The organism is Methanosarcina horonobensis HB-1 = JCM 15518 (genome assembly GCF_000970285.1).
Lineage (GTDB): Archaea > Halobacteriota > Methanosarcinia > Methanosarcinales > Methanosarcinaceae > Methanosarcina > Methanosarcina horonobensis.
Genome location: NZ_CP009516.1, coordinates 4,650,795 through 4,674,324, shown reverse-complemented (window position 1 = coordinate 4,674,324; position 23,530 = coordinate 4,650,795). Strand labels below are relative to the sequence as shown.

At 43.6% G+C, this 23,530-nt stretch carries 15 protein-coding genes; 11 read left to right on the top strand and 4 right to left on the bottom strand.

The annotated features are described in order from the left end of the window. Positions 1-114: 114 nt before the first annotated feature. Positions 115-501, top strand: coding sequence for a winged helix-turn-helix transcriptional regulator (locus MSHOH_RS20285; RefSeq protein ID WP_048142420.1), 387 nt, complete (start codon positions 115-117; stop codon positions 499-501). 45 nt (positions 502-546) lie between these two features. Here MSHOH_RS20285 and MSHOH_RS20280 read toward each other — a convergent pair whose 3' ends face one another. After that, complete coding sequence (locus MSHOH_RS20280; protein WP_048142418.1) at positions 547-1,950, bottom strand: MATE family efflux transporter; 1,404 nt, start codon at positions 1,948-1,950, stop codon at positions 547-549. Between the two features lie 302 nt (positions 1,951-2,252). On the opposite strand from MSHOH_RS20280, the gene MSHOH_RS20275 reads away from it, so the two are divergent. Continuing rightward, on the top strand, positions 2,253-4,607 hold the full coding sequence (locus MSHOH_RS20275) for an ATP-dependent DNA helicase (protein WP_048142416.1): 2,355 nt from the start codon (positions 2,253-2,255) through the stop codon (positions 4,605-4,607). 152 nt (positions 4,608-4,759) lie between these two features. Here MSHOH_RS20275 and MSHOH_RS25440 read toward each other — a convergent pair whose 3' ends face one another. Beyond that, positions 4,760-7,699 carry a PKD domain-containing protein gene (locus tag MSHOH_RS25440; RefSeq protein WP_394297775.1) on the bottom strand — a complete coding sequence of 980 codons (2,940 nt, stop codon included), beginning with the start codon at positions 7,697-7,699 and terminating at the stop codon, positions 4,760-4,762. A gap of 581 nt (positions 7,700-8,280) precedes the next feature. Then, complete coding sequence (locus MSHOH_RS20265) at positions 8,281-10,923, bottom strand: PKD domain-containing protein (RefSeq protein WP_082089518.1); 2,643 nt, start codon at positions 10,921-10,923, stop codon at positions 8,281-8,283. Positions 10,924-11,483: 560 nt separating this feature from the next. On the opposite strand from MSHOH_RS20265, the gene MSHOH_RS20260 reads away from it, so the two are divergent. The 5 genes from MSHOH_RS20260 to MSHOH_RS20240 all read left to right on the top strand — a co-directional run bounded on the left by MSHOH_RS20260 (position 11,484) and on the right by MSHOH_RS20240 (position 15,666). After that, on the top strand, positions 11,484-11,951 hold the full coding sequence (locus MSHOH_RS20260) for a GerW family sporulation protein (RefSeq protein WP_048142412.1): 468 nt from the start codon (positions 11,484-11,486) through the stop codon (positions 11,949-11,951). A 106-nt stretch (positions 11,952-12,057) separates the two neighbouring features. Further along, on the top strand, positions 12,058-12,975 hold the full coding sequence (locus MSHOH_RS20255) for a DUF2953 domain-containing protein (RefSeq protein WP_048142409.1): 918 nt from the start codon (positions 12,058-12,060) through the stop codon (positions 12,973-12,975). A 34-nt stretch (positions 12,976-13,009) separates the two neighbouring features. Next, complete coding sequence (locus MSHOH_RS20250; protein ID WP_048143714.1) at positions 13,010-13,975, top strand: beta-ribofuranosylaminobenzene 5'-phosphate synthase; 966 nt, start codon at positions 13,010-13,012, stop codon at positions 13,973-13,975. Continuing rightward, positions 13,972-14,982: an NOP5/NOP56 family protein gene (locus MSHOH_RS20245; protein ID WP_048142407.1), complete on the top strand. Its 1,011-nt coding sequence runs from the start codon at positions 13,972-13,974 to the stop codon at positions 14,980-14,982. Before MSHOH_RS20250 ends, MSHOH_RS20245 begins: the two co-directional genes overlap by 4 nt. Then, the gene (locus MSHOH_RS20240) at positions 14,983-15,666 is read left to right on the top strand and encodes a fibrillarin-like rRNA/tRNA 2'-O-methyltransferase (protein ID WP_048142406.1); all 684 of its coding nucleotides are present in this window, start codon (positions 14,983-14,985) and stop codon (positions 15,664-15,666) included. It begins immediately after the preceding gene. A 155-nt stretch (positions 15,667-15,821) separates the two neighbouring features. Here the strand turns inward: MSHOH_RS20240 and MSHOH_RS20235 are convergent, their stop codons facing one another. Next, on the bottom strand, positions 15,822-16,337 hold the full coding sequence (locus MSHOH_RS20235) for an ArsR family transcriptional regulator (protein WP_048142404.1): 516 nt from the start codon (positions 16,335-16,337) through the stop codon (positions 15,822-15,824). A gap of 473 nt (positions 16,338-16,810) precedes the next feature. On the opposite strand from MSHOH_RS20235, the gene MSHOH_RS20230 reads away from it, so the two are divergent. The 4 genes from MSHOH_RS20230 to MSHOH_RS20215 all read left to right on the top strand — a co-directional run bounded on the left by MSHOH_RS20230 (position 16,811) and on the right by MSHOH_RS20215 (position 23,240). After that, positions 16,811-17,500, top strand: a complete 690-nt coding sequence (locus MSHOH_RS20230; RefSeq protein ID WP_048142402.1) for a DUF2162 domain-containing protein — start codon at positions 16,811-16,813, stop codon at positions 17,498-17,500. Beyond that, on the top strand, positions 17,497-18,126 hold the full coding sequence (locus tag MSHOH_RS20225; RefSeq protein ID WP_048142400.1) for a MotA/TolQ/ExbB proton channel family protein: 630 nt from the start codon (positions 17,497-17,499) through the stop codon (positions 18,124-18,126). The genes MSHOH_RS20230 and MSHOH_RS20225 overlap by 4 nt, the downstream gene beginning before the upstream one ends. 24 nt (positions 18,127-18,150) lie before the next feature. Continuing rightward, a complete protein-coding gene (locus MSHOH_RS20220; protein ID WP_048142398.1) occupies positions 18,151-18,546 on the top strand; it encodes a DUF2149 domain-containing protein in 396 nt (131 codons plus the stop codon). A 344-nt stretch (positions 18,547-18,890) separates the two neighbouring features. Further along, the gene (locus tag MSHOH_RS20215) at positions 18,891-23,240 is read left to right on the top strand and encodes a cobaltochelatase subunit CobN (protein WP_048142396.1); all 4,350 of its coding nucleotides are present in this window, start codon (positions 18,891-18,893) and stop codon (positions 23,238-23,240) included. The last annotated feature ends 290 nt before the right edge of the window (positions 23,241-23,530 follow it).

Below are 23,530 nucleotides of genomic sequence, written 5' to 3'. Positions count from 1 at the left end.
AAGGTTTCTCTGTCAATAACTTCCATTTATTGATATTTAATTTACAGCAACTATACTTATATACTATACATACAGTCTGGGTACTTAGTAACAAAAAGGATACAATGAAAGCTTATGGTAAGTGAGGCAAAAAACAATAAACGCTATCGTTGTCCAGTTGAAGCGACTCTGGACGTAATAGGCGGCAAATGGAAACCTCTTATTCTCTGGCAGTTAAAAGCAGAAAAACTGAGATTTTCAGGGCTCCAGCAAAGCATGCAGGGAATTTCTCCTAAAATGCTAACAAAACAGCTCAGAGAGCTTGAAGAAGCCGGACTTGTTTTAAGAGAGGTTTATCCTGAAATCCCGCCCAGAGTTGAATATTCTCTGACAGAATTTGGAAAAACCGTGCTCCCTGTTCTGGATGCGCTTTGCGAATGGGGAAATAAATACCTTGACAGAGAATGTGTTCTTGGTAAAAATGAGGAATTAGAAGCAGCTGATGGTCCCGCTCTACAGTAACTATTTTTCAGTATCTATTTTGCAGTAACTGCTTATTACAACCTGTCAATTCCCGCGAGCAGGTAAGTTTCCTGCAACCGGGTCACCTCTCACATTTTCTCCTTTTTCAGCAAGCAATTTGAATTCCCGGATAACCATGATCAGGGTTACTGCAAAAGCCAGGGTATCCGCAAGCGGGAAGGCTGCCCAGACCCCGAAGAGTTCCAGATACCTGGGAAGTACAAGTACAAGAGGGATCAGGAAAAGCACCTGCCTGCACATGGATAAAAACAGGGAGGGTTTTGCTTTGCCGAGTGCCTGGTAAAGTGCTCCTCCAACTACCTGAAAACCTACAAGTGGAGTTGCAAGCACAACTATTCTTACGGCGTGTTTTCCTTCAATTATCAGCTGGTGGTCTCCGCTGAAAATACCGAAAAGCTGCTCAGGAAACAGGTAGAGTACCAGAAAACCTGCAATGGACATGCACGTGGTGATAATAATAGCAAGTTTTACCGATTCCCTTACACGCTCAAAGTTTTTTGCTCCGTAGTTGAAGCCTACAATCGGCTGAAGTCCCTGGATAATTCCGAACATCGGCATGAGGGTAAACATAAGAAGCCTGCTGATAATCCCGAAGACAGCAATCGCTATGTCTCCACCATAGAGAGCAAGGAAGTTATTCAGGATTATTACCATGAGGCTGCTTGACACGTTTCGTGCAAAGGGCGACATTCCTATTTCCAGGACTTCTTTTATGATTTTGATGTCAGGCTTAAGATCAGCATGGTGAAACTTGAGTATACTTTTCCCGCTCAGGAAGTAGCGGGCAATGTAAAGCACTCCTATCACCTGGGCCAGAACCGTTGCGATAGCGGCTCCCCTGATCCCCATCCCGAAGCCAAAAATAAAGATGGGGTCAAGTATTATATTCAGGCCTCCGGACATCATCATGGAATTCATGGCAACCTTTGCATTTCCCTCGGAACGGGCAACAGCATTTGTCACCATTGCAAGTGAAAAGAAGACTGTACCGTAAAGGATTACTTCCAGGTATTCGAGGGAGTAGGGAAGGATAGTATCCGTAGCTCCAAATATTTTCAGGAGGGGCACTATGAAGTAAATCCCGGCTCCGGTGATCAGCAGGCTTGAAAGGATGGACAGGAATATCAGGTTTGAAAATGTTTTGTCGGCTTTTTTCATCTCCTTTTCTCCCATGCGACGGGAGATTATTGATGCACCCCCTATCCCTATGGCAAGGCTTACAGCCATCCCTACCATCTGGATCGGGAAGGCTACGGCAATTCCTCCTATAGCCTGGACACTATCTGCTCCATAAGCATGGCCTACAAATATCGTATCCACAAGGTTGTAGAAAGCCTGTACCAGCATTCCTACAATTGCCGGTACTGAAAGTTTAAGGAGAAGTTTACTTATTTTTTCGTTTGCAAGCATCTGACTTCTTTCGTCCACCTGAAAATTCCTCGATTTTTTCGTATGTTCTTTTTATACCTGATGTGAGTACTCTCAAAATAACCTATATAATATAAGGTTTATTGGCAATGCTCTGTATGCCGGAGAATCAGTATTAACTCAGCAGGAAAATGCATTCAACTGTCAACACGATGAGAAACCTCCCCGACAGGTAGAAATAGCCATCCATCAGGTAGAATACCACTCAACAGATACATAAGTCTTCCACCCGTAAGCCTGTATTAAGTTGATGCCCTGTCTGGAAATTTTTAAATTCGGAGATAAAACACAGGATTAAGCGCATGGAACAGAAGAACGGATACATGAGATACTTTACAAAAAAGAGCTGCTACCCCAACCAGGCAGAAGCTATGGAGAAGATTCATTCTGCTCTCTTGAGTGAGAAAATAGTGCTCTTTGAAGGGGCATGTGGCACAGGCAAGACTCTGAGTGCACTTGCTCCTGCACTGCATGTGGGGAAGAAACTCAACAAGGTAGTAATTATAGTCACAAATGTCCACCAGCAGATGGTTCAGTTCATCAATGAAGCCAGGGATATCAACAGGGACAACAGTATAAAAACAATTGTTTTTAAGGGCAAGACTTCCATGTGTCCAGATAATCTCGACTATGAAGAATGTCGGCTCAAAGGTGAAAATACCTACGACCTCCTTGATTTTGAACGGGAAGTCTCTTCAAAGGAAAAAGAACTCAAAGACGCCTATGAAAAACACAAAAAAACAAAAGATCCTGCGCTTTATACCCTCAGGAACGAGCTTGAAAAAGAACTTGAAGAAGCCAGAAAAAAAGCTCAGTCCTTGAGGAACCACTCCTGTCCCAGGCTTTATGAAGTCCTCAGGTTCGAGGGAAGTGAGTTTTCTTCCTGGCTTTTTTCCGATGTAAAGAGTCCCGAAGAAGTAATGGAATATGCGGAAGATCGGGACATGTGCGGGTACGAGCTTCTTAAAAAGGAACTCAAAAACACGGAACTCCTGATCTGCAACTTCCATCATGTGTTAAACGCTGATATTTTCATAACTCTCCTTAAATGGCTTGAAAAAGACCCTGAAGATATTATTCTTATCTTTGACGAAGCTCACAACATTGAGGCTTCAGCCCGATCCCATTCCTCCATAATGCTCTCAGAGCTGACCATTGAAAAAGCCCTTTCCGAAGTTGGGGAAATTCCTGAGCCTGAAAATTCCCCCATATTCGGAGCAGGCTCAGGACCGGGTATAGGGATTCCTCTCGACCAGGACTATGCATCCCGGCTCTATGCCAAGAGGCTTTTTTCCTGCCTCCTGACCTCTGTAAGGGAAACCTATGACTCAAAACTGAAGTTCGGGGAAAGGAACAGGCTTGGAAAACACTGGCAGGATATCCAGATCAGCGACCCTTATGAACGTCTCGACATCCTGAAGGCTCGCTTTTTGCGGGATGCAAAGAAAGAAGGGTTTGCAGATGAAGAAAAAGTACTGACACGGCTGCGGGAGATCGGAGAGTTCGGGGGCAGGCTGGAAGAGATCTACGCTGAAAATTACAAAAAAGGTCTCCTTTCCGTGCCCAAACGATCCCAGATCCGATATGTTGCCGATTTTCTTTCTTCCTATCTTGTGCTTTCGGACAGGCAGAACTATTATCCGATCCTAAACATGCGGAGGGACTTCAAAAGTGACAGGGTGGTCGGGAGGCTTGAACTTTTCACCTGCATTCCCAAGAATGTGACCCAACCTTTGCTTGATTCCGTTTATTCGGCAGTTCTGATGTCTGCCACACTCCGGCCTTTCGAGATGGTTAAATCCACACTTGGTATTGCCCGGGAAGTGGAAGAAATAACTTATGGGACCACTTTTCCACAGGAAAGAAGGCTTACTCTCGCAGTTTCAGTTCCTCCTCTCTTTGCAAAAAACAGGGACAGCCCTGAAACTCTGGAAAGTTTGAAAGACTCGCTTCTTGCTGCTACTGCTGCCTCACCTGGGAATGTAATTATTTACTTCCAGAGCTACGCCGAAGCCCTCCGCTATACAAAACTCCTTGAGCCTGAGCTTTCGGTTCCGATTTTTCTTGATGAGGTAGGGGTTTCAGCTCAGGAAATCAGGCAAGAGTTTTTCAAAATAGGGGAACAGGGAGGAAAGGCTGTACTCATCACCTATCTATGGGGAACGTTAAGCGAAGGTGTTGACTTCAGAGATTCTCGCGGCAGAACCGTGATTGTTGTGGGCGTGGGGTACCCTGCCCTGAACGACAGGATAAAAGCTGTCGAATCGGCATATGATACCGTCTTTGGCTGCGGAGAAGGCTGGGAATTTGCAGTTCAGGTGCCAACTATAAGGAAGGTAAGGCAGGCAATGGGAAGGGTTGTCCGTTCTCCCGGAGACTTCGGGGTAAGGATCCTCCTTGATGCCCGCTATCAGGGCTCTCAGATGCGCAAGCTGGGCAAATTTTCTGTTTTTGGATATTTCCCACCCGAAGAAAGTAGAGAGTTTCTTGATGTGACTCCCAGGGAAGTAGGAAGCCTGGTAGAAGAGTTTTTTGCAAATATAGTTCCCTATGAATCTGAAAACAAGGAAACTGAAATCAAAAAGACTGGAAAAAAAGAGCCGGAGTCTCCGGCTTCACGCCGGCCGGAATTCGGGAGCCTCGCAGAAAAACTCTGAGACGGAAAATAGCTCCGTTACTCCAGCCTGGCTTTTTGAATTATTTCAGTTAAATTCCTGATTTTCTTCTTATTTTTTGTTTCTTACTTTTTTATTTTCTTATTTTCGCTTTTATTGCTCTTTTCTCCGTTAAACTGATTTTCACGGTGCTTTCAGGCCTTTGATACCACTATGTAATTGTTCTTTGTTGCCGTGGTGCTTCCTGCTGCATTGGTTACTGTCAGTTTTATCGTGTAACTCCCTGCTGCTGAATATGTGTGCTTCGGATTCTGGAGTGTTGATGTCGTTCCGTCTCCGAAACTCCAGTTCCAGGATGTGGGAGAGCCTGAGGAACTGTCCTTAAAGTAAACAGTCAGGGGTGCAGTTCCTGACCTGGGAGAGCCCCAGCAGTTTATGACTGGTTTTTGTGCTGTTGTTCCTGTGACTGTTATATAATTTGTTTTTGTCACCGTATTGCTGCCTGCCGTATTACTTGCTGTAAGTGTTACGGTGTAGTTTCCTGCTGTCGAATAAGTATGCGTTGGACTTTTCTGAGTTGAACTGGTTCCATCACCAAAGTTCCAGCTCCAGGCTGTTGGAGAACCTGTGCTGCTGTCAGTAAAACTGACGCCCAATGGTGCGTTTCCTGAGGTTGGAGATGCCGAAAACGAGGCAACCGGCTTTTGTGAAGAGGTTCCTGCTACTGTTATGTAATTTGATTTCGTTGCCGTGTTACTGCCTGCAGCATTAGTTGCTGTGAGCGTTACCGTGTAACTTCCTGCTGTGGAGTATATGTGTACAGGATTCTTGACTGTTGAGTATGTCCCGTCTCCGAAACTCCAGTTCCACGCCGTTGGCGTCCCTGTACTCGTGTCAGTAAAACTGACACTTAATGGCAAATTTCCGGAGGTAACGTTGCTGCTAAATCCTGCAATCGGCATCTGCACGGATGTTCCTGTGACTGTTATGTAATTGTTCTTTGTTGCCGTGGTGTTTCCCGCTGCATTGGTTACTGTCAGTTTTATCGTGTAACTCCCTGCTGCTGAATATGTGTGCTTCGGATTCTGGAGTGTTGATGTCGTTCCGTCTCCGAAACTCCAGTTCCATGCTGTGGGAGAGCCGGATGAATCGTCCTTAAAAGTTACAGTTAGGGGTGCATTTCCCGATCTCGGAGAACCCCAGCAGTTTATGACCGGTTTTTGTGCAGTTGTCCCCACACTTATATAACTGGACTTTGTTGCGGTATTGCTGCCTGCAGCATTAGTTACTGTAAGTGTTACTGTGTAGTTCCCTGCCGTCGAATAAGTATGCGCTGGATTTTTTTCAGTTGAACTGGTTCCGTCACCAAAGTTCCAGTTCCATGCTACTGGCGAACCTGTACTGCTGTCAGTAAAGGTCACATTCAGGGGTGCATTTCCTGAAGTTGGAGATGCCGAAAATGCGGCGACAGGTTTTTGTGCAACTGTTCCTGTAACTGTTATGTAATTTGATTTTGTTACCGTAGTATTGCCTGCAGCATTGCTTACCGTAAGTACTACTGTGTAATTTCCTGCTGTGGAGTAAGCATGTACAGGATTCTGGACTGCTGAATTAGTTCCGTCTCCAAAGTTCCAGTTCCATGCAATGGGAGTTCCTGTACTCGTATCGGTAAACAGGACGTTTAATGGTGCACTTCCTGAAGTGATATTGCTGCTGAAACTTGCAATCGGAGTTTGCAAAGAACTTCCAGTCACTTTTATGTAATTCGATTTTGTCACAGTATTGCTGCCTGCGGCATTGGTTGCTGTTAGCTTAACCGTGTAGTTTCCTGCTGCTGAATATGTGTGCTTTGGGTTCTGATCTGTTGAGTATGTTCCGTCTCCGAAACTCCAGTTCCATGCTGTGGGTGAGCCAGTAGTATTGTCTTTAAAGGTTACATTCAGCGGTGCATTTCCTGAGACCGGAGAGCCCCAGAAGTTTACAGCCGGAGTTTGAGGGGTAGTCACCTTGATATAATTCTCTTTTATTTTTGTATCGTTTCCGGCCGCATTGCTTGCTGTCAGCTTAACCGTATAATTTCCTGCTGCTGAATATGTATGCACCGGATTTTTCAGAGTTGAATATGTCCCGTCCCCAAAACTCCAGTTCCATGCGGTGGCCGTTCCTGTGCTTGCATCGGTAAATAAGACATTCAGGGGCAGGTTTCCTGAGGTAACATTGCTGCTGAAATCCGCATCAGGGGCTGCGGGGTTGGAAGGGTTTACGAGGGGCAGATAATCCGAGTATATACTGCTCGTTATACTGGTGTATGCGGAATCTGAAATTCCGTCCCCATCCCTATCTACTGCTGTATCTGAAAAGCCCGTGCCATCAGGTTTTCCCCAGTAGTTCCCACCAATATAGGTTCCACTGACAATGTTTTTGCCTGCAGTTTTTGTAATATTGTAGGAATTTCCTATCCCGCTTTTTATAGTTACATCGGTATTATTGAAGTAATTGTTATAGACGAGGTTCCTGTCACTGAGTCCGCATACGTATATGCCGTAGGCACTGTTCGAGGTAACCATATTACCCGAAAGGATGTTATCGTCAGAAGAGCCTACATGGATGCCACGGGCGTCATCAGAAGCAGTGTTTCCGGAAATGGTATTTCCGGAGCAGCTCCCGAGTACTATTCCATAATATCCATTACCCGTAATTGTGTTTTTAGAAACAGTACATCCTTTTGAGCTCACGAGATAAATCCCGCGCCCGTTGCTCATAAGCTTGTTATTCTCAATTACGCAGTTATTGCATCCTGACAGGTAAATCCCTGAGTAGCTGGACCCGCTTGCTCCAATAGCTTTAATGCCGCTAATTTTTACATTATCTGCCTGCACGGCAAGCACGTTAACTGTTGAGCTTTTAGCTTTAATTATCGTATTATCAGGGTTTCCGGACTCGGACCTGATCGTAAGATTACCTTTGGTTATTTTGATATTTTCGGTATAGGTTCCGGGTTTTATAATTATTGTATCGCCTGAGTTTGAATTGTTTACGGCAGTTTGTATAGAATTTCCTGGCTGGACAATTATCTCAGCCGCTGCTCCTGTTCCAGAAATTAATAATAAAACGAGAAAAACTCCTAATAAAATTACCAGTTTATTTCTAATTTTTAATACCTCCGTCCATTCAAGAAATTGGGGGTGAAATCTGTATCAGGGACGAAAATTGTAGTATCAGTAAACCATGAAAAATACACTCCATGTTCAATGAACATACAGATGTAGGACTCTGCATTTGCGCTGAATTTGGCCGGTATTTAGAGTAAAACTCCTGAATCGATTACTTCAATTGAGCTGGAATGTGTATAACTAATAGAAGTACACAGATTTAAAATATTACTTTTATAAAACTTAAAAAACGTGTACAGATCGGTAAAATAATAATTTGTTTGTAAGGCGCGAATTAACTTTTTAACTCGATTACATAATTATCTTTGTTATTCTCAAATCTCTTTTTTCAATAATCAAAGGAGAGAAATTGAGAAATCTGAGTATTCAGAAAAATAAAGTGGTAGAAAAGAAAAGTACATAGAAAAACAGAGTGTGTGGAAAAATAAAACAGAGGGGATGAGCTTCCCCTCGTCAGTTACTTTCTATACCGATATTACCTTCGATATCAATGTTTCACGCTTGAACCTTATTTGATCTCCTTTTTATGTCCTTCAGCCTTTTTACTCTCTTTTATACAGGAAAACCGCAAGCATGCCGGCTATTCCATAGACTATTTCAAATCCAGGCGCACTCGTGCCTTCTTCCCTGTCAGAGTTCTGTTCAACTTCCTGCTCCATATTTTTCGCAAACTCTCCATTGATGGAGCGAACTTCCTGTTCAGGGTCCGTCTCTGTTGTATCTTCTTCAGAGAGGTTTTTCGCTTTTCCTGTTATTGCAAACGAGGAAAATCCCGGGACATCGGCTGTGAAGTACAGGTATTTTTTGTCTTCTCCTGAAAGGTTAACCTGTAACTGCTCCCATTTTTTATCGCCATACCTGTTGAGAGCGATAGAATCCTGATCTATCTTTTTATCCTGAACCCAGGCCTTTTCAACCTTGAAACAGAGTACCGAGTTTTCTATATTCTCTGAGCTTACAAACCCGCTGTTTCCGACCCACACGTTAAATGATTTATATACTTCTCCTTCAGGCAGTTTGGAAACAAGTACGGATTTGTTTTTTAATTCTTCGGCAATTGTTGTGACTTTGCCTGCTGTCTTTTTTGCATCAAAGCCCACGTAAACAACACAGGTGGCGTTTTTTGTGAAGTCAAACTTTACAGCCTTGCCGTTTGTTATGAAAGTCTGTGAAATTTCTTTTGTTTGAACATTTCTTGCAGGTTCAGGGGATCCTCCACCACCGCCACCACTGCTGCTTCCACTGCTATGGCTGCTTCCTCCACTACTCTCCTTATCTACAGTTATTGTAGCGGTTTTTGAAACTGTCCCATTATCATTGGTTGCGATCAGATTTACACTATAGGTTCCTGGAGATGTGTATACATAAATTACGGTACTGGAGTTCACGTCAGCCAGTCCATCATTGTTAAAATCCCAGCTTATTTCAGTTGCTTTTTGCGATTGATCTGTAAACAGGACTGAGAGTGGAGCGTAGCCGCTCGTAACGTTCGCGCTGAAATCCGCAACCGGAAGGCCTGTATCCGTCTCTGCCTCCCGCACAGTTATTGTAGTAGTTTTTGAAGCCGTACCATTTGCATTGCTGACTGTCAGGTTAACAGTATAGTCTCCTGGAATTTCATATACATAAACAGGATTCTGGTCGGAAGAGTCAGACTGTCCGTTATTGTCAAAGTCCCAGCTCCAGGAAACTACATTCTGCGAAAGGTCGGTAAACTGGACAGCAAGAGGGGCAGAGCCCTGAGTGGCGTTAGTGCCAAAGTCTACAACAGGAAGGCCCATATCCATTTCTACCCCCGTCACATTTATTTCTAGAGTCTTTGAAGATGTCCCGTTTGCATTGCTTACTGTAAGCATTACCGTGTAGGTTCCTTCCGATGAGTAAGTATGTACAGGGTTTTGATCTGCCGAACTGGTTCCGTCTCCGAAATCCCAGTTCCAGGCTGCTGGAGAACCTGTACTTATGTCAGTAAAACTTACATCCAGTGGTGCATTTCCTGAGGTAACATTGCTGCTAAAATCAGCAGCAGGGACTACCGGTTCAGATGTCTGGAGAACAGTTATTGTACCGTCTTTCGAAGCTGTTCCGTTTTCATTGCTTACTGTAAGCTTTACAGTATAAGTTCCTGCTGAGGTGTATGTGTGTATAGGATTCCTATCTGTTGAATCATTTCCATCTCCGAAGTCCCAGTTCCATTCAGTGGGAGCTTCCGTACTTTTGTCAGTAAATGTAACCGTTAGTGGTGCATTCCCTGAAGTAACGTCGTTGCTGAAGTCCGCAACAGGGAGTACGGGTTCAGGCGAGTTAGACGGATATACAAGAGGCAGGTAATCTGTGTATGAACTGTCCGGCAGAGTGTACGCGGAATCTGAAATTCCATCTCCATCCTTATCCACTGCCGTATCTGAAAAGCCCGTACCATCAGGTTTCCCCCAGTAGTTTCCACCTATATAAGAGCCGCCAATGATGTTTGTACCTGGGGTTTTTGTAGTATTATAGGAATTTCCTGACCCGCTTTTAACGGATATCTCGGTGTTATTGAAGTAGTTATTATAAATCTGGTTTCGGTCACACAAGCTACAACTATAGAACCCTAAAACGCTGTTCAAAGTGACAGTATTGCCTGAAACGATATTGTCGTCAGAGTTGCCCATATAGATACCACGCCCGTCACTAGTAGCCATATTTCCGGAAATGGTATTGCCGCTGGAACTCCCAAGCACAATTCCATAATAACCATTGTTGACAATTGTGTTTCCCGAGATCGTGCACCCTCTGGAGCTCACGATATAAATTCCACGCCCGTTAGCTGTGAGCTTGTTTTTTTCAATTACACAGTTATTACATCCGGAAAGACAGATTCCTGAGGCACTTTCCGCGGTTGCTGCAGCAGCTTTAATACCGCTAATTTTTACATTATCAGCCTGCACGAAGAGCGCGTTGTCTGTTGAGTTTCTAGCTTTAATTATTGTATCATCAGGGTTTCCGGACTCAGATCTTATCGTAAGATTACCTTTGGTTATTTTGACATTTTCCGTATATGTTCCGGCTTTTATGGTAATTACATCACCTGAACTTGCATTGTCCACAACAGCCTGTACTGAGTTTCCTGGCTGGACAATAATCTCAGCCGCCGCTCCAACACTTGAAATCAACGCTAAAACAAGAAAAAATCCTAATAAAATGATTAATTTATTCTGAATTCTAATTCCTCCGTCCATTCAAGAAATTGGGGGTAAAATCTCTGTATGGATGAATTGTTTTCAGCAGTTACCTTAAGTTTCCTCAAGGCGCCAAAGTGTACAAATTGTAATTATAAATATTTAATAAATAAATATATTAATTCAAAATCTAACTCCTTATATTCAAATATTTTAATAAATCGGAACACATGTAAACAAATATAAATATAGTGATTTAGATTAATACTTTTTAATAGAAATAAAAATAGAATTTTTTTACACAAGAATGAAATAGTGTTCTTATGGCAAAGCAGTCAATTAGTTTTAATTAATTGGGTAGCTATTTACAAGAACAAATGTTCTTGTTTATGCGAAGTCGTATTCGAGAATTATTTCATAATTTATCTGAATATGAGATCTTATGTTTGAAAATATGAGTACAAAATTGAATAAATAAATTAAGTAAATATTATAATAACTCTGGACTGAAAATATAATAGAAAATAGATAACATTTATTATCCATATAAACAAATTATACCATAACACCGGGGGATAAAAAAGATGGGTGTAGAAGAAACTATCAAAGAAATTGCAAGCGAACTTGAAAGAATCGCAACTACAAAAACTGTTGTTGGAGAACCTATTACAGCTGCAGGAAAAACAATTATTCCCGTTTCCAAAATTACAATGGGTTTTGGAGGCGGAGGTGGAGAAGGCAAAAAGGAAAACGAATCCGGGTACGGAGGAGGCGGAGGTGCAGGTGCAAAGATCGAGCCTGTAGCTTTTATTATGATCTCCGAAGAAGAAGCCAGAATCTTCAGGGTTTCTGAAAAAGGTGATGCCGGGTCAATTCTAAGTTCAATTCAGGGTATGATGCCTGAAATTATAGATAAAATCAAAGGCGCGACAGGTAAACATAAAAAAGAAGAGAAACTGGAAGTAAAGGAGAGCACAGGGCCGGAAATCCGCGAAACTGAGGTTAAAGAACAAACGGAAACATACGTCGAGAAAGGGGGCTGCTTCCAGTAAATTCCTTCTGGTTAAACCCATTTAAGGGATTCTCCAGAAACCGGAACTAAAAGGTTAGGGGCTTCAGGATAGTCAGGGCTATCTTTTTTCCCTCAACTTGTTTAGCATGATTGCTATATATCTCATCCTTCTGGTTTTTCTGCTTATTCTATTCATACTTTTTACGGCGATAGTTTTCACTTTCAAGCTTAAGGTTCTCAGTGTTGAAGAAAAGAAAGAACTGGGAGGCACATTTACTGTAAAATGGCTGTTTTTTTCCCATACGTTTTTATTTGGAGAGCCAAAAGAAAAAAAATGTCTTCTTGAAGCGCCGGGTAAAGAGGGAAAAGGAGCAGTGGAAAAAGAAACTGGCATAACAGCGGAGACACGAAGTCCTCAGGACAAAAAAGGTTCTGAACAGACTGAAAGCAGAGATGAAGCCCTTCTAAAAGCAGAACGTGAGATGAAAGTGAAAGAAGACAGGATACATGAGGAAAAGAAGCCTGAAGAAGAGCCAGTAATTATTGCAGGTAAAGAGAAAATTGAGATTAAAGAAAAAACTGAAGAGAAAAGAGGGATACTTGATCGGTTAAGAGGTAAAAAAAGAGTTAGTACTGAAGGTGAAGTGGAGACAAAGAAGGGAATGACTACCATGGAAAAACTCCACTGGGGTCTGGAAGCTTACAAAGCCCTTCGAAAACCTCTGTTCCGTCTTATTTCCGATATGCTTAATGCAATAAAAATCAAAAACCTGAAAGCTGACCTTACCTTCGGGCTTCCGGATCCTGCGGATACGGGGATGCTTTGCGGGCTTATACATGCTCTTCTTGGAACGGTTTACAGCCGTTGCCGGAGCTGCAGTTTTGCTGTCTGTCCTGTTTTTATGGAGTCACTGCTGGATTTCCGGGGGAATGCGGAGATCCGTATAAAAATATATTCGCTGATTTTCCCATTCATTAAATTTATATTTAACGGGAAAACTTTATCTTTTACTTATTCGATTGTTAAGGAAAAACTTCGGGGTAGTTCGAAGATAAACTCCTAAGCTTTATGAATAAGCAATGAGGATACAGATGAATATGATTAATGTGGTGTCTCCGTCCAGACTGCATCTTACCCTTATTGATCTCAATGCAGAGATAGGCAGGGTCGACGGAGGGGTAGGAATCACTCTCGAGTCACCCAGCCTGGAAATTTCGGCAACTGAAGCGGATATTGTTGAGGTTGTAGGCGCTTCTCTTCTTGCAGGCAGGATGCAAAAAGCAGCAAAAGCTGTGCTTCCGGCAGGAAAAGGGATCAGAATCCATATCAAAAGGGATCTTCCTGACCATGTGGGGCTTGGCTCCGGAACTCAGGCTGCACTTTCGGTAGCCGCAGCCGTAAATGAGATTTACGGACTTGGCAAAAGTGTCAGGGAGCTCGCAGTTGCCGTAGGTAGAGGAGGGACTTCCGGAATAGGAGTTGCTGCTTTTGAAAATGGCGGTTTCATCCTGGATGGAGGGCACATGTTCAGGGATAAAGGTGCATTTTCTCCTTCCGCAGCCAGTCGAATGCCTCCGGGACCCGTACTTTTCAGAAGAGAGTTTCCTGACTGGAATATTGTTCTTGCAATCCCCAATTCCAAGGGAGTTCATGATGTAGAAGAAGTGGATATTTTCAAAAAGGTCTGCCCTATCCCTCTCGCAGAAGTTCAGGAGATCTCTCATGTAATCCTTATGCAGATGCTTCCTGCGCTTATTGAAGAGGATATTGACAGTTTTGGCAGGGCAGTCAACCACTTCCAGACTGCCGGCTTTAAAAAGAGGGAAGTCGAACTTCAGCCTGAACCTGTAATTGATATCATGAAATACATGCAGGACAACGGAGCTAGCGGCTCGGGAGTCAGCTCTTTCGGGCCTGTCGTTTATGGAATTGTTGAGAGTCAGGAAGAAGCCAGAAAGCTTCAGAAAGAAGTCCAGCATATGCTTGACGAGTCTCTTGGCGGAGAAGTACTGCTTACAAAGGGAAGAAACCGGGGCGCGGATATCTTTGGAGGCTCCGATTGAAAATCAATACCTGGTTTGGAGTTATCGAGCTGGGCAATGATGGAAAACTGCTTGCCTCCGAGATTTATCCAAAGAATGTAAGAGAGCTTGCCCTCCGTTCACTTTCTCTGAGGGACAGCAGGCAAAATCTCCCTCCCGAAGGGTTTGACCTGGCAGCTGTAGCTATCGATTATGGTTTTGTAGATTCTCTTTCAGAATACTATTCCCTTTTACACAAAGTAACTCTGGAAACCGTAAAACTCCAGGTCTCAGAGGCTCTCACCCCTGACCAGCGTATAGTTCAGGCAGTAGAAGCTCTGGACGACATTAACGAAACTACCAACTCTCTTTCTGAAAGGCTTTTTGAATGGTACGGAGGCTATTTCCCTGAAAGCGGGCTCAACGGGGAATCCCTGGCATATTTTGTCGCAAAGTACGGCTCTCGCGAGAATATTCCTCCTGATGATCCTCTTTATTTAAAAGCCAGAGATTCTATGGGTGCAAAACTTGAAACCGCAGACGAATCCCTTCTAAAAGGTTTTGCAGAGAGTGTGTGCAGTCTCTATGACCGGCGGAAACAGATCGAGGCTTACATTGAGGATAGCATGGCATCTCTTGCTCCCAACCTGACCATGCTGGCAGGACCCATGCTCGGGGCAAGGCTCATAAGCGTTGCAGGCAGCCTTGAAAAACTTGCTGCTTTTCCTTCAAGTACCATTCAGGTAATAGGGGCAAACAAAGCCCTCTTCAAACACCTTCGATCCCGGGCTCCGTCCCCGAAGCATGGTATAATCTACAGCCATCCCCTTATCAACACCTCGCCCTGGTGGGTGAGAGGAAAAGTAGCAAGAGCCCTTGCAGCGAAACTTTCTCTTGCCGCAAGAATTGATTTTTATTCTGCAAAAAAAGATCCTTCTCTTACAGGTGAACTGGAAGAAAAGATCCGGAAGATCAGGGAAGCAAACCCCAGGCCTCCTCAAAAGCGGCAGGAAGTCAGGGTAAAACCAAAAAAGAAAAGGAGGAAGTAAATGCTCGAAATAAGGTCGCTTTCCGAAGGGATTTTCGAAGTTACAAAAGATAAAAAGCAACTTTCCACCCTTAACCTTGACCCCGGAAAAGTCGTTTACGGAGAAAAACTGATTTCTGTTGAAGGAGCCGAATACAGGACATGGGACCCGCGCAGGAGCAAGCTTGGAGCCATGGTCCTCAAAAAATTCGATATCCCTCTGAGAAAGGATTCAAAGGTTCTCTACCTGGGGGCTGCTTCAGGCACAACGGTTAGCCACGTCTCTGATATCATATCCGAAGGGGCGGTATATTCCGTTGAGTTTGCTCCAAGGAGCATGCGCGACTTCATAGGTCTCGCCTCCAGGCGAAAAAACATTTTCCCTATTCTCGCTGACGCAGGGAAGCCCGACAGTTACGCCCATATTGTTGAACCTGTAGACCTGATCTTTCAGGACGTTGCCCAGCCTAACCAGGCAGAAATAGCCGCTCGAAATGCGGCCCGCTTTTTGAAAAAAGAAGGATATCTCCTCCTTTCTATTAAAGCTCGCAGCATTGACACTGCGGCAAGCCCGAAAGAGATCTTCAAAGAAGAAGTAAAAAAACTTGAACAGGCTTTCGAACCCGGATTCGAAATTTTGACTGCAAGAGACCTAATGCCCTATCATGAAGACCATCTTGGGGTTCTGGCAAAGTTAAAGGAATGAATCCTGTTCTTACAGAAGGCTGAACTTTCCGAAAATCTATTTAATCAGAACTTTTTCAATGGTAGTATAACTACTTTAACAGAGTTACTGCAGAAACTGCTACAGAAGTATTTTCAAAGAATTATTTTTTGTAAAGCTGTTTTTGTAGGGTTACTTTACCTTCTTATATTTACAAACAACCTCTTTTTCGTAACTGGAATTAACTTCTTCCACTCAACGATCGAATCTTCGTAAAACTCATACTCGTCTACAGTCTTATCCGAGAACTTGCCGTCCACTTCATAAACATAAAAGCCCTCTTCTCCGTCCGTAGAGACGACTTTTATCCTGTCTCCCATTTTCCTTACTTCAACAGCAGCTACGCTTTTCAGGGCTTCAAGCAAAGTCGTCCCCTCTTCTACCTCAAGCTTCCTGTTTTCTGCAAAGCGGTCCAGAAAAGAATAGACATTATTCAGCTTTATGCCTATCATATGAGTATTTCCGAACTTTTTCCTTTCTATAAGTTCGGCTTTTTCCAGGACTTTCACATGTTTTGCAGCAACGGGCACGGAGATTCCTATTTCTCTTGCAAGTCCTGAAATATGTTTTTCGCCTTCACTCAGGCTTTCAAGAATCGAAAGGCGTGTATCGCTTGAGATTGCTTTGAAGAGGTTTTCTCCGCCACCATTCATTCCTTAATCCCTCTAATACTTACTACCATGATAGCTCTCTATTTTACCTCCACTACTTATAATTATTGCCCAATCTAAAACAAGTAAATCATGTTATATTACCTTCGAATTGCTTTTTTTATTTATTTGTATAACAAATTTACTTTAATTCTCCGTCTATACTTTCTTTTATTCAAAATTATTCGATAGTTAACAGAGTGAATTATTGCATAATTTTTGTTAAATTTTGACATTCATTTGCTATTCAACTTCCCTGATTACTTTTTTAAAATTAGCTGTATATTAGTATACTTTCATGCTGGTTTCTTCACTTTTATGATTATTTCTTTGGAACGCCTGTTGATGAAAATCAGGAATTTGACTTTTATTTTCCAAAAAACGTTATCAATTAAACTTATTATCCAAAATACTAACAAATGTTACCCAAAAACCAGTTTTTATCTAATCCTACTATAGATGCTCAGAAGGTACTTATGGACTCTTCGACATTGACTGTTATCGGTATTTTGATAGGCATTCTTATATTCGGGATTAAAACTGGATTAGGTTGCGGATTTTCAAATATCACTACACGAGAAATTCTCACAATTGGTGGCAGTTACTTTTTTCTTGCCCTTTTATTCGGAAGTGTTGCTGACCACATGAGTCTGGATGCCTTTGAACGCCTTTCTGCAATGGGCATGGGAATCCACGTTCTGGTTTCTCTTCTCCTTATATGGGCCGGCATTTACACACAGAAAAAGTGGAATTCAGGGAAAGATGTTTCCAGACACACTTTCCTGGCAATATCCATGCCCTGCCCTGTCTGCCTTGGAGCTCTTGCGGTATCCTGCATGCTTCTTTCAGAAAGTCTCAACTTTTCCGGAATAAAAATAGGGTTCCTTGTAGGAGTTGCTTTTTTTACTGCAGTTGTAGCTTCTTCTTTTCTTTTCAGGTTTGGGAAGACCAGGTGTGGAAAAACTCCCGAAACTATGGGAAGCGCCATGATGCTTATCGGAATTTATTATCTTCTGGGGGCTCTTTTAATCCCTGCCTACATGAAATCAAAACAGATGAACATGGCTCCTATGCAAACCGGAGAATCAAGCTTTTTTCCCCTTCTGGCTTTCGGGATAATAATTCTTGCAGGTTTTTTCCTTGACCGTGTGAGGTCTAACCAATGAGCAATATGGATCTGTTATTCCGGACTATATACGTATTTTCATCGGCTTTACTATATCCGGTAATGATATTTTTGACTCTCCTGGTCTTTGTTTCACTTATTCAGTTAGGAGAATTCCTTTCCGAATATTCAAAAAGGACCAGGGATCGGAACAGCCTGGAAGTTAGTTGCAAAAAAATCAGGCAAAGTCTTAATAGCTCGGGTTTTTCGGAAGCGTCGAAGGCTCTTCTGAATATAAAACAAAATTACATGGTCACGACCTTTGCAAAAGAGTCTGCACAATACCTTGAAGAGCAGAATTTCCCTGCAATCGGTAAGCTTTCCGAGGAATATGAGATAAGGATGGCAAAGCGCCTCGAGCACACGAAAATAATCTCTACTGTTGCTCCCATGCTCGGGCTTATGGGAACCCTGATCCCTCTCGGGCCTGCCCTTATAGGGCTTTCGCAGGGAGACCTCGAAACCCTGGCACAGAACCTGATGATTGCCTTTGCGACTACCGTTGTAGGGCTCTTTTCTGCCGGAATAGCCTATGTGCTTACCCAGGTCAGGAGGCGCTGGTACTGGGAAGACATGTCAGATATCGATTACATTCTGGATATTGTCGAGGAGAAGACCGGGAATTGATAGATTTTTTAAAGGAGGAATACTATGCGAAAATCCAGAAGGTACAGGCGAACCGGGCTTTTAAATGACCCTGATGAGCAAAACCCCATGACCGGGGTTGCCAATCTTTTTGACGTTGCAATGGTCTTTTCCGTGGCGCTACTTGTAGCCCTTGTGATGTCATACCATCTCCCCGAACTTTTGAGCTCGAACGAGGATATTACAATTGTAAAGAATCCCGGAGCCGAGGATATGAAGATAATCATCAAGGACCAGGGGAAGCCAATAGAGGTCCTGAACATGACCGACAATATCGGAGGAGGTACAGGAGAAGCTCTGGGTACGGCTTATAAGCTGGCTGACGGCAGAGTGATTTACGTGCCCGAAGGTTCTGAGGGAAATGATACATCCACTTCAACAAGTGCATCTGCTTCCTATTAATTTTTCGTCCTATTTTTAGTAAAATTGTTCTAAAATTTCCCTTTTTACCCAAATAGCTAACAATTGTAAGCCAAAAACCGTCTTTTATATCTTTTTCATCCAATGCTTCGAAAGTTGAATCTATTAAAACAAAATCGGCTGCTCATTTTTTTGAGGAAGTTTTGAGTTTGAATGAAGAGTTCGAATCGAGAGCTTCCACTTTCAATCCTAAAATTTGGCGGCTGTTTTATGGAAGTTCCTAAAATTATCAAATATTTAAATTAAAAGCCTCTGGTGGGCCGGGCATCCTGATAATTTCTTCCTCCCGGGATGCCCCATGTTCACGGTAAATTGCTGGGGATAATATGCATACGGCACGAAGTAGATTACTGGTTCTATGTGCGGTGGTCTTTTTACTGCTTGCACAAAACGTATCGGCTGATGAAAATCAGGTAAACCTTACTTTTATCTGTTATGACGGAAGCGCCCTTGCTGCGGCAGAGGAGTCCAATCCGTACAATGCGAGTATAAATGTAACATATATTTCGGGGTATGCGGACTTTACCAATGTCACCTTTGAAAACCAGGATGTAATATTTTCCTACATGCTCTGGTCGCAGTTCGAAGATATCGGAGACGACCTTGAGAGTGCACATGAAAATGGGACTGTACTCATAGACATTACATCTGCAATGGATCCGACATACATCAACACTTCAGTTTATGATCAGATCTTTACCGGGACCAAGCCTTATAATTCCACTGAAGAGAAATTTTTCTACAATATGGGTACAAGAGGAGTCCTGAAGAAGAATACTGAAAATTTCCTTATCTATCTCGCAAAAACTTACGGAGATAAACCCGAGCTTACGGACAGCTGGGTTTACGAGGAGCCCATAGAGTTCCCCGAAGGCGGACTTTACCATCCTGATGCCCGCTCTCCTACCAACGAATCTCAGCCTGACTGGTTTGAAAATACCACTGACTACCTTGAATGGTACTCCAACGCAACTGAACCACGACATATTTACGATAAAAGTAAACCCACTATCGGGATATGGTTCCATGCCTCGGATTATACAGGGGACAATCTTGAAGTCATAGATGCCCTTATCCGCGATCTGGAAGGAAAGGGCTGCAATGTAATTGCAGGCTTTGATACTTTCAATGATATCCACAAATTTTACTTTGACGAAAACGGAGAACCTCTTGTCCAGTGCGTAATTTCTCTTAAAAGTTTCCGTTTGAATTACGGTGATCCTGATAAAGGTATACAGGAACTTACAGACCTTGACGTTCCTGTCCTCACGGGACTGGTTGTCAATAATCCTGCTAATTCTACTGACATAGCTGACGGCAACAGGGGTATCCCCAGTAGCGAAGTCGTATACAAGACCCTGCTCCCGAGTATTGACGGAATTTTCGAGTACATTGTAATAGGAGTTGATAATTACGATTCCGAAACCGGTGAAAGCAACTATGAACCTCTTCCAGTTCAGATTGACTGGATGTCAAACAGGTCAATTAACTGGGCAGAGCTGAAATTAAAGGATAACCAGGACAAGAAAGTAGCTGTCATTTATTACAACTACCCTTCGGGAAAAGACAACATAGTGGCAAATTACCTCAACGTAACTCAGAGCATGCTTGACCTTCTCAATGCGATGAACGAAAGTGGATATGAAGTCTCCGGAATTCCGGAAAATGACAGTGCTCTTCTGGAGATGCTCCAGGCTCAGGGTATCAATGTAGGTTCCTGGGCTCCGGGTGTTCTGCATGAAATGGTAGAAAACAGAACTGAATGGGGACTTCACCTCATACCAATGGAGACTTACAGAGAGTGGTTTGAGTCTGAAATTCCGGAAGACCTGAGAGCCAATGTAACGGCTGAATGGGGAGAACCCTGGTCTGAAGATCTGCCTCAGGATAAGACTGTTATGATCTATGAGAATGAAACCGGAAAGTACATTGTAATCCCTGCAGTGCGTTTCGGAGATGTCTGGCTCATGCCCCAGCCTGCCAGAGGAACAGGGCAGAACAATGACACCCTTTACCACAGCAATGTTGTACCCCCAACACACCAGTACATAGCTTTCTACCTCTGGCTTAACCATGACTGGCAGCCCGATGCAGTCATCCACCTGGGGACACACGGCACACATGAATGGCTTCCGGGCTCTACTTACGGTATGAACAGGACTTCTGACTGGTCTCCCCTGCTGCTGCAGGACCTGCCAAACATCTATCCTTACATAGTTGCTAACGTGGGAGAAGGAATAACTGCGGAGTACAGGGGTAATGCCCTTATTATCGACCACCTGACTCCTACTCTTGAACGAAGCGGGCTTTACGGAGGCTTGCTGAACCTCTCAATTTATGTCCAGCAGTACTACGACCCCAGTATCACTACCCAGACCAGGGCAGGATACCAGCAAGCCATAATCGACGAGATAATAGCACTCAATCTCAGTGTCGATCTGGGAATAGAGAATGTAACTGCTCTCCGGAATTACAGTGAAGAAGAATTTGAGAGTTTCGTAAAAGATGTTCTTCATGAGTATCTGGAAGACGTAGGGAATGAAAATATCCCATACGGGATGCACATTCTCAGCCGTGTTCCCGGAATGAACATGACAGACCCTGAGAAAGATGAGCTTTCTGCAATGGTAAGGGCTATGCTTGGGGGAACCTTTGAGGATAATGTTACTGCTGCTTTCTATCCTGAATCTGCTTACCCTCTCGGAATTCCGCTAAATGATACGAAAGTTACCCAACTTGTCTGGGAGGTTGTAACCAATAATACAAATGTTTCCACTGCACAGCTTGCAGTCTACGGGGAAACCAACAGTTCTGTTACACTTGACCTCGAACTTGGACTGGAGTACAGAGACCGGCTTCTTGACTGCGATGCGGAGATTGACAGAATTCTTTCGGCTCTGAACGGAGGCTTCATCCCGCCGGCTTCGGGGCTGGACCCGATTATGAATCCGGATGCTGTGCCGACAGGACGCAACTATTACAGTGTAAATTCGAAACTCTATCCTTCAAAGGCAACATGGGAGATCGGGAAATCCCTTGCAATCCAGTTGCTTGAGGACTATCATGATAAGTACGGTGAATATCCTGAAAAGGTTTCATTCTCAAGGTTCGGGGTGGAGTTTATTGCCGATCACGGAACTCTGGAAGCTGAAGTGCTTTACATGCTCGGGGTACAGCCTGTCTGGGATCAGTACGGTTATGTGACCGGAGTTGAAGCTATCCCTGAAGAAGAACTGCTGCCGAATTATGATACGTCAAAACCAGGGAGGCCGCGTATCGATATTGTCTATACTACCGCAGGAATGAGGGATGCTTTCCCTGATAAGATCAAAATGGTGGACAGCGCTGTAAAACTTGCAAGTTCTCTTCCTTCCGTAAATTACCCCAACTACGTTAACCAGAGCTCTCTTACACTGTACGATACCCTTGTTGAAGCAGGATATGACAGTGAGACTGCAGCAAAACTCTCCACAATGCGCTGCTTTGCGGTAATGGACGGCACGTATGATATCGGGGTCTCAGATGCAGTCAGTGCAAGCGGGACATGGGAAGACGAAGAAGCTATTGCAAATGTATACCTGAGCAAAATGGGATACGCTTACGGAGAGGATTTCTGGGGCATACAGTCCAGGGAACTTCTCGAAGGCAACCTGAAAACTGTTGACGCGTCGGTACATTCGTCCTCTTCAAACCTTTACGACTCCCTTGATAACGATGACCTTTTCCAGTACTTCGGAGGCATGAATCTTGCAACGAGGTATCTTAGCGGCAGCACTCCGGAAATGTATATTTCGGATACAAGTGATCTGGACGGAGCTCAGATGGTTGGAATGCAGGAGTATCTCAGTAAGGACCTGCGGGCCAGATATTTCAATGAAAAATGGATCGAAGGGATGCAGAATTCCGGATATTCGGGCGGCAGCATGATGTCAGAGTTTGTGGACAATCTTTTTGGATGGGAAGTCAGCGACCCGGACCTTGTGGACGATACTGTCTGGCAGCAGGTGTACGAGACCTATATTAATGATGCTTCTATGAAAGAGTGGTTCCAGCAGAATAATCCTGATGCTTACCAGTCAATCTCCGCAAGGATGCTTGAAGCTGTCAGGCATGATTACTGGACACCCTCGGAAGATGTTCTCGAGAGCCTTGCAACCGCATATGAAGAGTCCGTAGCTGAAAATGGAGCCGCTTGCTGCCACCATACCTGCGGAAACCCACTTCTCCATGAATTCGTAAGCGGAATGGTATCTGTTCCTGGTTATTCCGAGCGGATAAAAGCAGCAACTCAGGTCGAAAATCAGGAAACTACGGAAGAGACTCCGGGAAGTAGCAGCAACAGTCACAGTGATCACGATACTGGAAAAGCTACTGTGGTATCAAAAGACAGTACAGCCAGCAACCAGACCTCTAAAGCACCTTCCGGAGACTCAGCCAGCAACCGGACTTCTCAGGATTCAGATCTGGGGTATGGTTTGGATTCTTCAGAGCCTGCTCCTGACATCCAGAAGTCATTTGAATCCGATTATGTGGAAGGCTACGAGATGCAGAAGGAATCCGTCGAAGAAGTAGAAAATGGAGGTCTTTCTTTCTCCGGTTCTGACATAGTCGGAATTCTCTTCGTGGTTGCAGCAGTGGGAGGAATTTACCTCGGATTCCGTAGAAAGAAAATGTAATCTCTGTCTTGAAGAAGAGAGCTTTTATTTTACGCTCTTTTCTTCTCATTTCCTTTCTTTTGTTCTCTCCCTTTTTAATTATTTTTTCCTTAATTTGTACTTTTTTACTTTTTGTTATCCTGTTAGCTAATGATCATTACCTAAAATCTGAGGTTTTTATATAAGTAAACTAAACTTGAGCTCAAATTGTTCAATTAGTTTTCTACTCTGAGGTGGACAGTCAATGATTTTTGAGTCTATCGTTCTTGAATATCCTTCAAAAACTCCCATTTAAATGATATTTTACTCTG